The sequence below is a fragment of the Sphingomonas sp. P3_C6 genome, assembly GCF_056402595.1.
Genome location: NZ_JBFUHB010000051.1, coordinates 1 through 10,106, shown reverse-complemented (window position 1 = coordinate 10,106; position 10,106 = coordinate 1). Strand labels below are relative to the sequence as shown.

Annotated in this window: 11 protein-coding genes; 10 read left to right on the top strand and 1 reads right to left on the bottom strand. The window is 62.4% G+C overall.

The window, feature by feature from the left end; genetic code table 11:
- The 10 genes from AC1DT7_RS23950 to AC1DT7_RS23905 all read left to right on the top strand — a co-directional run.
- Nucleotides 1-217: transposase (locus AC1DT7_RS23950; RefSeq protein ID WP_478038800.1), on the top strand; the 217-nt coding region annotated here is incomplete at its 5' end.
- A gap of 50 nt (nucleotides 218-267) precedes the next feature.
- Complete coding sequence (locus AC1DT7_RS23945) at nucleotides 268-474, top strand: hypothetical protein (RefSeq protein ID WP_478038798.1); 207 nt, start codon at nucleotides 268-270, stop codon at nucleotides 472-474.
- Nucleotides 475-531: 57 nt separating this feature from the next.
- Nucleotides 532-996 carry a hypothetical protein gene (locus AC1DT7_RS23940; protein WP_478038796.1) on the top strand — a complete coding sequence of 155 codons (465 nt, stop codon included), beginning with the start codon at nucleotides 532-534 and terminating at the stop codon, nucleotides 994-996.
- A gap of 609 nt (nucleotides 997-1,605) precedes the next feature.
- Nucleotides 1,606-2,955 (top strand): helix-turn-helix domain-containing protein, encoded by a 1,350-nt coding sequence (locus tag AC1DT7_RS23935; RefSeq protein ID WP_478038795.1) that lies wholly within the window; start codon nucleotides 1,606-1,608, stop codon nucleotides 2,953-2,955.
- A gap of 80 nt (nucleotides 2,956-3,035) precedes the next feature.
- Entirely contained in the window at nucleotides 3,036-4,085 is a 1,050-nt protein-coding gene (locus AC1DT7_RS23930; protein ID WP_478038793.1) for a serine O-acetyltransferase, read from the top strand.
- Nucleotides 4,085-5,641, top strand: a complete 1,557-nt coding sequence (locus AC1DT7_RS23925) for a GTP-binding protein (protein WP_478038791.1) — start codon at nucleotides 4,085-4,087, stop codon at nucleotides 5,639-5,641. Before AC1DT7_RS23930 ends, AC1DT7_RS23925 begins: the two co-directional genes overlap by 1 nt.
- 38 nt (nucleotides 5,642-5,679) lie before the next feature.
- Nucleotides 5,680-6,150: a M67 family metallopeptidase gene (locus AC1DT7_RS23920; protein ID WP_478038790.1), complete on the top strand. Its 471-nt coding sequence runs from the start codon at nucleotides 5,680-5,682 to the stop codon at nucleotides 6,148-6,150.
- Nucleotides 6,143-7,531 (top strand): molybdopterin-synthase adenylyltransferase MoeB, encoded by a 1,389-nt coding sequence (gene moeB / locus AC1DT7_RS23915; RefSeq protein WP_478038788.1) that lies wholly within the window; start codon nucleotides 6,143-6,145, stop codon nucleotides 7,529-7,531. The genes AC1DT7_RS23920 and moeB overlap by 8 nt, the downstream gene beginning before the upstream one ends.
- Nucleotides 7,528-8,535: a PLP-dependent cysteine synthase family protein gene (locus AC1DT7_RS23910; RefSeq protein ID WP_478038786.1), complete on the top strand. Its 1,008-nt coding sequence runs from the start codon at nucleotides 7,528-7,530 to the stop codon at nucleotides 8,533-8,535. Before moeB ends, AC1DT7_RS23910 begins: the two co-directional genes overlap by 4 nt.
- A gap of 1 nt (nucleotide 8,536) precedes the next feature.
- Nucleotides 8,537-9,259: an alanyl-tRNA editing protein gene (locus AC1DT7_RS23905; RefSeq protein ID WP_478038784.1), complete on the top strand. Its 723-nt coding sequence runs from the start codon at nucleotides 8,537-8,539 to the stop codon at nucleotides 9,257-9,259.
- 608 nt (nucleotides 9,260-9,867) lie between these two features.
- On the opposite strand, the gene AC1DT7_RS23900 is transcribed toward AC1DT7_RS23905, so the two are convergent.
- Nucleotides 9,868-10,106, bottom strand: a 239-nt coding sequence (locus AC1DT7_RS23900; protein WP_478038783.1) for an IS3 family transposase, incomplete at its 5' end; no start/stop codon positions are given.

Genomic DNA, 10,106 nt, shown 5'->3' with positions numbered 1-10,106 from the left:
GCCCAATATCACCCTGATGCCGCTGCCGCCGAGATGCCCGGAACTCAACCCCGTCGAGAACCTTTGGCAGTTCATGCGTGACAACTGGCTGTCCAACCGCATCTTCACATCCTACGACGACATCGTCGACCATTGCTGCTTCGCTTGGAACGCGCTCGTCGAGCAACCATGGCGCATCATGTCCATCGGACTGCGGCGGTGGGCCCATGGGTTCTGATCAATGCGCCTTGGTATTAGCGCCAATCACGCGAGCGCTATCTGAAATCCATGACGCGCCGAACGACCGGGCCCCATCCCTGGGCCAACCATCCAGAACTGCTCGCCTCGATCCGCTCGCCTTGGGAGAAATTCCGCAAAGCCTACTGGAATTTCGACCGCTACGAGGATGCGATAATGGCGCGCCCGCGCGACAGCGAGGCAATGACCTATACCGCGCTCGACTTCTGCGTCGCGATGGTCGCACTCCGCGACTGAACCAGAAAGACGCTCACTCGCGACTTGCGCGCCAGCGTGAGGTCGCTGCCCGTTGGCATGGCTGCAATCGAGGACTTCCCGGCCTGGGTGGCAGCCCGGGTCCCGTGGCAGGCAGCGATCGAGGCGATCGGCAACAAGATCAAGCACGCCGACAATCGCGATATGGGGTGGGAAAATGGTACGGTGATGGTGGCCAGGTTCGTCCCGGACCTGCTGCAAGCGCACAAGGATGCATGCAAGGACGGGCTTGAGCTGTTCGGCTTCATGCACCAGCACCGGGAGGTCGTTTGGTGGGACGTCGCTCTGCGCCGGGTGCCCAACACCGAAGCCGAGCTTGGCTATGTCGCGCTCGGCGACGCGAGCTCGACGCGCACGAGCATGTCGAGAATGTCCCCCGCGCTTACTGCAATCCGCATCGCACCTTTCTCGTGGCGCGGGCGCTGTTCGATGGACAGATCTCGTACGGGGAGGTTTTCCGGCGTTAGCCCTCGGGTGCGCAGCGAGGGAATGGATTGCTGCTGACAGGGTGCCCGTTTGATCGGACCGCACGACGCTCCACCGGATCAGTCGGGTCGATCCTCGCTACCGATGAAATCGACGTGCTGTCCGGACGCCACGCTGAGAGGTGAGCACCTTTGGAAATCCGTGGCCGTTATTGGACGCGCTTGAAGGCATCCCAGACCTCGATCTCGCCTAAGTTGAACTTTCGAACATCAGTCACGACGCTCGATAAATCGCCCACCACGAGCTAGATGAATTCCGCCGGCCGATAGAGACGTTTGGCGGCCGCCCGAATCTGGTGCGGCGTGAGCGCCTGGATCCTGCCGATAGAGCCGTTCCAATAACCTTCCGGCAAACCACACTCCTACCTGTCGGAATAGAAGCTCATCAGCACCCCGCGTCCTTCCAGACTGCACCACAAGGAGTCGAGGTCCGAGGCAGAGGAGCTTGTTCCTTTTTTGTTCATTTCGGTCCGAATGAGTCAAGCCATTCTGCTATCACGGCTAAGAGATAGCCAAGCGCGCTCTGACGAGCCCAAAATGATGTTTTTTAAGCAAAACTAGCGATAATCCAACAAAGGTTGGAAATTTGATCGTGTTACGGTAGCGTGACGGATAGGGGGATAGTTTGATGACTCGCCAGCAGAATTCCTTATTCGACTCGAACGATAACACAGAAACGCTGGAACAGGGCGAGTATCTGCGCAGGCGGATGGCCATGCGCGGTATTACCGCATCGGACCTGGCCGACGAGATCGACGTTCACTCGCAGACACTCTATAGCATCACTGCTGGCAAGCGTTCGATCTCCGCGAACGTCGCTCTAAAACTCTCCAAATATTTCGGTGATGACCCTGACGTCTGGTTATCGGACCCGATCACCATTGAGCGGGACGCGGCAAGCCTCCCCCCCACGCGGAAGCGGCCAGCCAAGGCAAAGGGCAGCCCCGCCGAGGTGCACGAACTTCCACTCTTCTCCGGCCTGTCGGGTCACCCTACCGGCATTCTCGTCGATCGCRAGATCGAAGCTGCGATCCGCGGCGACTTCAGCATCAACATCACACCCTATAATCGCGACCAAATCGAGCCCGCGTCGCTCGACCTGACCATCGGTCTTATCATCTCGTCAGGCTTCAAGAAGCTCGAACTACGCGAGTGGCACATCGTGCTGAAGGACGAATATGGCGACCCGCTCGACGAGCGCGAGAAAGCGCAACTCGCCAATATTCGGAGAAAAGCCAAGGAGACGGCCTATGGCAGGACCGCAGAACTGGAGAAGCTCGACTCTGTCCATATTCTTGCGCGCGAGACCGTCGAATTCGGCAATCTATTCATCGCTGACGTCGGCGCCGTCGCGCACAACGCGATGTGCGGCCTCCAGGTAAACCACGGCTTTCAGATCGATCCCGGCTACAGCGGGCCGATGTGCGGGACCGCCATTCAGATCACGGACGAACCATCACCCAACCTACTGAAACAAGGCCAGAAATTGGTGAGCCTTGCCATCCGAAAACTTCACCGCGCACCGGATAAATCCTATCAGGAAGATGTCGATCGCAAGATCCTCTGGATCGGGCGAGCAGTCGATGCGCAGCTAAAAGCGCTCTTCAGCTTCAAGCAGCTTGGCGATGGCAGCTACAAGGCGACCGGCACCAAATTCGTCAGCACGCTCGTCGATCACGGCGAGGACGAAGTGCAGCACAAGGCCGTTTCGTGGCTCCTGGAACAGCTTCAGCAATGCGTCGGCAAAGGCGGCGAGCCGCAAATCCTCGCAGCGGTCCGCGATGCGCTCGATTCCGTGACCATCGGCCTGGACGACGTCGACGCCTTGGCGCGCGCCTTGAAGATCACGTCTAGGACAAAGCTCAGCGAGGCCAAGGAGTTCTTCCAGAACGCGACCGACCGACAGACTCTGGTCGACACGCTGGACCGCATGGGCGCCGATATTGTGCAGGCGATGGCCATTCTCGTCCCAAGTTAAACTTTACTATCGCTTGATGATAGTTTTGTTGGAAAAATGATACCGAATGAGCAATACTCCGAGTCGAAGGAGTGCTGCCGATGCGAGTCCCTCGTCCCAATCCTGGCCGAAGGCCGGCGCCCAAGGCGCTGAAGCCCCGCCGATCGTCTTCCAGCGACGCCTCGGCCAGTGATGCCTTCCTGAAGGAACGGTACGACGCATGGATTGACCGGCTGCTTCCCTTTCCGCAGCTCCACGGCATCGCGCCGCTAGAGGTGCAGCGCTTCCTGCAACGCGCGATGCAAATGGGCCGGGGCGATTTCGAAGCCTATCGCGGGGGCGCCCCCGCCTGTGGCGGTGACTGCCGCAAGGTTCGCTCGATCTCGGGGGTGCACGCGGTCGCTGACTATCGGCTGGCTAGCCAGTTCTACCAGACGAAGCGCCCAGCGCTGCAGCAGGTGGCCGTCGAACTCTGGCAGGCGTCAAAGCGGGAGACGCAAATCGACATCCACCCGGGGGCCCAGATTGGCGAGCGGCTCGTTATCGATCATGGCTGTCTTACCGTCATCGGAGAGACTGTAGTCGCGGGATGCGACCTCACGCTGCTTCAGGACGTGACGCTCGGCGCAAGCGCCATTGGAACCAATCAGCCCGGCCCCCGACATCCGATCATCGGCGATAATGTCGAGATCGCGGGAGGCGCACGCATCTTGGGCCCGGTCCGGATCGGCAACAATGTGCGGATCGGCCCCGATATCACAATCCGCGAGGACGTACCCAGCAATTGCCGGGTCCGCGGAGCGAACGAGACTGTTATGATCCTCGACGAAGATCTCGGGGTCGATCTCGAAGACCGCACCGAGTTCCACGCGGTGACACGCTGCCCCGCAGAGGCCACCCATTTGCTGGTCTGGGGACTCAATTTCGAGGGCGCCGAGTTCGCGCTGGTCTCGCTAGGCACTGCCGAGCCCTGGAATGCGGTGGCCTGCACCGTCATCGGCGAAGAGGAGGACATGACCGAGGTCCGCCTAAAGCGGCATGGCGACTTGCCGGACGGCCTCTATGGACTTGAAATCCGCACGCTCCGTGGGGTTCGCGTGATCGTCTCGGGATCGCGAGCGCTCAAGCGCGTCATCGAGGAGCTACGCTGATGCGCGAGCCCCAAGCGGCCCCGGCCACTGCGGTCATCGGCCCGGCCCACGCCGGCAAGTCGACCCTGATCGGCACCTTCCTGTGGCGGGAGGATCCAGATGGATCGGAACGCGAGATCGAGCGCGCCCGCCAGTCCCTCGCGTCGACTTACGTCGATGCTCAAGCCTTCTCCTATCTTGTCGACCTCTCGGCCGACGAACGCGAGCGGTCGCCCGGCAGGCCCGGCACCACAAGCAAGCGGATGCACATCGCCCGCGTCCATCTCGGCGATGACGGCAGCCGGTTTGCTGTCGATGTCGTCGACACGCCCGGCGGTCGCACCTTCGGGCGAAACGACCGCCTGCGCGGCATATTCTATGCCGACACGCTCATCTTCGCGTGCGAGGCCATCCGGACGAGTAACCCCGACGAGACCGGCTTGATCATCGACGCTGTGGGATCGCTCCTCCTAGCCTGCGCTCTCAAGCCCGATCGGCTGATCATCGTCGCCATCACGAAACTCGATTTGGTTGATGACCCAGCCGAGGGATTCGCCGCGACCAAGACACTTATCGGGTCGCTCGTCCCCGACTCGTCGCTCCTGCGCTTCGTGCCGGTCAGCGTCGATGTGAAAGGGCGCCAATCGCGAAATGTCCGCAACCAAGATTTGCGGTGGGATTGGTTCGCCGGACCCAGCCTCGAGGAACAGATCACCGATCTTGCCGTGGCCGCCTGCGCGCAGCGTAGTACGTCCGTCCCGGGCGCGCCGTTGGTGATGCTCATCGAGGCGCAGGGCAAGCGCGCCGGACTCGGACCGATCCTACTCGGGAAGTCGTTGTCGGGCGGCATAGCCTCTGGCTGCCTGCTCGACATCGTGCCGGCAAGGCTGGATAATGGCGACTATACCGTCGCGCCGGCGAGGGTTCGAAGCGTCGAGCGCTCCGCCGGTCGCACGGTCTGTTCCGAGCTGACCGAGGGTGAGCTGGGCGGCTTCGTGCCGATATTCGAAGGCCGCTCGCCAGCGAAAATCCCCCGGACCGCCCTGGCCATTCATCGAGGCACCAAAGTGGCCGTTGGGCATCTCGTCCGCGTCCGCACCACCCTGTCGACACCCGTCTGGCTCAACCCTTTACATCAGGCGGAACTGCTCTGGCTCGGGCGGTATCACACCGTGAAGGTCTATGACCTGAGGCGGGTCGGCGACGCCCTGGAGGTATCGCTCGTCCTGCGTGGCCGACCTCCACTGGCCGTTCCCTTCGCGTCGAACGACGAGGATGGACTGATGTTCGCCCAGGCGCAGCTGAGCTCGGACTGGTCAGCGAGCGCCGTGCTTCCTGTTGAGATCATCAATGTCTCGCGGCTTTGTGGTCTGCGGCTCGATGGCGCGTCGCTGCGCACGGACTTCGAGCGCCTCGCAAAGGGCGTCGGCACCGCCGTGATCGATCCCTTCACCTTCCGCGCGGATGCGGCGCGGGTCGACCATCTGGCCATGCGGATCATCGGCCTCGCGTCGCGCAACGCGCCGACCGTCCCCTTCGAATGGCCCCTGTTTCACCTTGTGGGAGAATGTGGATGAGAAACTTCCAAGTAATCGATCCCTGGGGTGAGCGACTGATGCCCGTTACCTTGTGGCCGTCCACCCTCGCGGAGATCTTTCGCCATGCGGAGGCAAGCTATCCGAATGAATGCTGCGGCTTCATCCGACGTAGCGGTGCATTGCACCGCGCTGATAACCATCAGGACGCCCTGCACGAAGCCGATCCCGATCGTCATCCCCGAACCGCGCGCAAGGCCTACTCACTCGCGCCGCGGGACCTGCTCGCCCTGAGCCGGAGCTTTGACGAAGCGGATCCTGGCGTCGTTCTTTACCACTCCCATCCGGACGCCTCGGCCTATTTTTCGCGCAAGGACGAAGAAGACGCGCTGCTGGGGGATCGCCTCAAATATCCCGTTGCCTTCCTCGTCGTCGAGGTCCGCGCGGGCAAGGCCATCAAGGCCAATCTTTTCCACTTCGCCGGCTCGACCTTTCACTGCGTCTGGTCGAGCGATTCCATTGAGCAAGAAGGAGTGCATGCCGATGTTTAAGATCATTCTCCCGCAGCGTCTCGTCGAGCTCGTAGGAGCCGAACAGCGCGACTTCTCGGTTTCGGGCGACACGGTCGCGGCCGGCATCCGGTCCCTCTGCGCAGCCCAGCCGGCGCTGGCGGTCTATCTCGTCAACGCCGCTGGCCGACTGAAGGACGACATTCATGCGTTCGTCGGCGACGACAGCGCGGAGGAGCATAGCCCCGTTGCGGCCGGGCAGGACGTCACCCTGCTGATCGCCCAGTCCGGCGGTGCCTCGGAGGGTCCGCTGACTCCGCAGGAAATCCGCCGCTATGCTCGGCATCTGACCCTGCCAGGAGTTGGTCGGTCGGGTCAGCAACGCCTCAAGCAGGCCCGCGTCCTGGTGATCGGAGCTGGGGGTCTAGGATCTCCGTTGCTGCTCTATCTTGCGGCGCTAGGGGTCGGACACATCACGCTTGTCGAGTTCGACACTGTCGACAGCTCGAACCTCCAGCGCCAGATCATCCATGACAGCCACTGGATCGGCAAATCCAAGGGTGAATCCGCGAAAGCGCACATGTTGGCGCTGAACCCGGACATCGAAATCGAGCTCGTCGAGGCACGCCTCGACGAGGAAATTGCGGAACGGTTGGTGCCGCTGCACGACCTCGTTGCCGACGGGACCGACAATTTCGCGACCCGCGACATCGTCAATCGCGCGACACGCCGCCATCGCACGCCGTTGGTCTTCGGCGCCGTCTATCAGTTCGAAGGCCAGGTGTCGGTTTTCAATGCGACTGACGATGCGCCCTGTTATCGCTGCCTCTTCCGTGCCCTGCCGACCGGCGATCTGGCTCCGAACTGCGCCGCCGGCGGCGTGCTGGGCGTCGTCCCGGGCATCACAGGGCTGCAGCAGGCAAATGAGGTCGCCAAGCTACTGCTCGGAATCGGCGAGCCGTTGATCGGCCGGCTGCTCACAATCGATTGCTTGGGCGGAACCTCCCGGACCCTCAGTTTCAGCCGGGCGCCCAATTGCCCGGTCTGCGGCACCAAGAATGAAGCCATACCCACGCCCGTGGCGAGCGAGGTGCCGCAAGTCAGTGTCGAAACTATCGCGCCTAAAGGGCTTGCCGCGGCACTCGCCCTCGGCGCGCCGCCGCTGGTCGTCGACGTCCGCGAGCCGGGCGAGCTGGAAATCGCCCGTTTCGACGGCGCGGTCCATATCCCCCTCGCTCGGATCGAGCGCGAGGGGGACGTGCTGCCGCGGGACCGCAGCCTGGTCTTGCTTTGCCGGTCCGGGATTCGCTCGGAGCGCGCGGCAAGGATCATGCTTGCCAAGGGGTTCACCGATGTCCGCAGTCTCGAAGGCGGCCTGATCGCTTGGGCGGAACATGTCGATCCCGAAATGGTCGTCGCATGAGCGCCGTCCCCGCCCTCGCCAACGCGCCTCCCGCTTCCATCGCCGCACCTGGGGTTGCCGAGTCGTTGCTCGACTTACTCGGCAACACCCCGATCGTCCGGCTCGCCCGGCTCGCGCGACGGGAGGGCCTAAACGGCGAGCTCCTGCTGAAGCTGGAATTCCAGAACCCTGGTGCGAGCCATAAGGCCCGCATCGCGGTCAACATGATCCGGCGGGCGGAAGCCCGGGGCGACCTTGTTCCGGGCTCCGGTCAGACGATCCTCGAACCCACAGGCGGGAATACTGGCCTCGGGCTCGCCATCGCCGCTAATCTGCTCGGATATCGCCTGGTGCTCGTCATCCCGGACAACTATTCCCAAGTGAAGCGCCGCAAAGTGCGCCTCTTCGGCGCACAGGTCGTGCTGTCAGACAGCAGCACGGGAAGCAACAGCCATGGTGAACTGGCGCGCGCCATTCAGCTCGCCAATCCCGAATGGGTGTTGCTCAACCAGCAGGCCAATCCGGCAAATCCTGCGGCCCATGAAGCCGCCACCGGACCGGAGATTCTGGAAGCACTGGGTGACACGCCGCTCGATTTTTTCGTCGGCGGCGTCGGCACAGGAGGGCATCTCAGCGGGGTCGGCCGCGTGCTGAAGCGGCGCTGGCCCGAGGTTCGGGTAGTCGCGGTGCAGCCCGAAGGCTGCGACCTCGCGGCAGGAACCTTCGATTTTCACCGAATCCAGGGACTCGCCGTCGGGCTTGTCCCCGCCAATTTCGATCCCCGGGTGGTCGACGATTATGTGTCGGTCACCGATGTTCAGGCGGCGCGCGGCGTGCAGGCGTTGATCGACTGCGAAGGGATCGGGGCCGGGCTGTCCACCGGGGCCAATATCGAAGCCTGCATGTTCCTTGCGCGACGCCATCCCGGCGCCCGCATCCTGTCCCTCGCCTATGACCGGGTCGACGAGTATCTCGACGAGCTTGACGCGATCGTCCCGGTCTCCACTGATCGTAAGGAGATCTGAGATGACCAACTGGACCGAACGCCTCTTCGAGCAGGATTTCTATCTCACCAAGGCCAGCGCGACGATCGTCGATGTGACGGCGGACTGTCTCGTCCTCGACCGATCGATCTTCTACGCGGAAAGCGGCGGGCAGCCCGGCGATACCGGTACGCTTCGGCTACCGTCCGGCCAGGCGTTGGCCGTCGCCGACACGCGCTACATCCCTGGACGAATGCGGATTGCGCACCGGATCGATGGCGCCCCCGATCCCTCCATGATCGGGCAACAGGTCGAGATGGAAATCGATTGGGCGCGGCGGCTTGGACATATGCGCATGCACACAGCCCTGCATATTTTGTGTGGGCTGATCACCGCGCCAGTGACGGGCTGCTCAATGCATACCGATCGCGCGCGCCTCGATTTCGACCTGCCCGACAGCCCGCCGCGCAAGGAAGAACTCACCGAACGGTTGAACGCGATGCTCGCGACCGGGGCTGCCGTCGAGATTCTCATCAGGGAACGGACCGCGCTAAGCGAGGATCCGGGCCTCGTGCGGACCGCCAATGTCGCTCCGCCGTCCTTGGGTGAAACCGTGCGCCTGGTGCGGGTCGGCGCGATCGACGTCCAGCCTTGCGGTGGAACCCATGTGCGCTCCACTTCCGAGATCCTCCCGCTAATCGTGAGAAAGGTAGAGAATCGTGGCAAGCGCAATCGCCGCATTGAAGTGTGTCTGGCAGGCGAGTGATCCGGCCTCCGCGTGGGCCGCGGCGCGCCTTCAGATCGAGTGAAGCGGGGTCGCTCCGTCATCGGACCATCGTCCGAGCTGCCGCATCCCTTTCGCGGATGTGGCGGCCACGAGTCTCGCAAGTCGAGATCCTCCATCGTGCACCCCGCAATTGCCGATGGAGATGTTGGCGACGAAATACAGCTTTCGATGTCCGGACCCTCGCGTGCACCGATAGAATCGACTCATCGGCAAGCGGTGTACTGCGAGCCGGGGTGACCTGATCTGCCGCGGTCTCCGACAAGCTATGCGGGTCATCGACGGTGAGCGTCTGCCTCACGATGAAAGGCACCCCCAGATCGGGAGAGGGCTGATGCAAGTCGTGACGATCCGTGAATTCGGCCCCAGTTCATTGCGACGAACAGATGACTCGATCTTAAAAGATGTCCCTTTTATCAAGCCTTCAGCGAACATCTGTTTGGAAAAGCATGAAACGGGATAATCCCACTACCCCCATCGTTGGGCGATGGAGCGACATCGAAGGCAAGGACTAATACCAAGGCGCATTGATCAGAACCCATGGGCCCACCGCCGCAGTCTGAGCTGCCCCCGGTTCCACGGACACCAGGTTAGGCTACCTTAGCCTGCTTCTCGAAGTCCATGGGGCTGAGATAGCCCAGGGTCGAGTGCCTGCGTGTCGGATTGTAGAAGCGCTCGATATAATCGAATACATCCGCGCGTGCCTGATTGCGGGAACGGTATGTTTTCCGCGCGATCCGTTCGGTCTTGAGCGAGGAGAAGAAGCTCTCCATCGCGGCATTGTCCCAGACGTTGCCGGACCGGCTCCAGACGTTGCCGGACCGGCTCA

Excerpts from the sequence above, each read along its gene's own strand:
- AC1DT7_RS23945 (WP_478038798.1), top strand. The coding sequence starts at position 268 with ATGACGCGCCGAACGACCGGGCCCCATCCCTGGGCCAACCATCCAGAA.
- AC1DT7_RS23940 (WP_478038796.1), top strand. The coding sequence starts at position 532 with ATGGCTGCAATCGAGGACTTCCCGGCCTGGGTGGCAGCCCGGGTCCCG.
- AC1DT7_RS23930 (WP_478038793.1), top strand. The coding sequence starts at position 3,036 with ATGCGAGTCCCTCGTCCCAATCCTGGCCGAAGGCCGGCGCCCAAGGCG.
- AC1DT7_RS23925 (WP_478038791.1), top strand. The coding sequence starts at position 4,085 with ATGCGCGAGCCCCAAGCGGCCCCGGCCACTGCGGTCATCGGCCCGGCC.
- AC1DT7_RS23920 (WP_478038790.1), top strand. The coding sequence starts at position 5,680 with ATGCCCGTTACCTTGTGGCCGTCCACCCTCGCGGAGATCTTTCGCCAT.
- moeB (WP_478038788.1), top strand. The coding sequence starts at position 6,143 with ATGTTTAAGATCATTCTCCCGCAGCGTCTCGTCGAGCTCGTAGGAGCC.
- AC1DT7_RS23910 (WP_478038786.1), top strand. The coding sequence starts at position 7,528 with ATGAGCGCCGTCCCCGCCCTCGCCAACGCGCCTCCCGCTTCCATCGCC.
- AC1DT7_RS23905 (WP_478038784.1), top strand. The coding sequence starts at position 8,537 with ATGACCAACTGGACCGAACGCCTCTTCGAGCAGGATTTCTATCTCACC.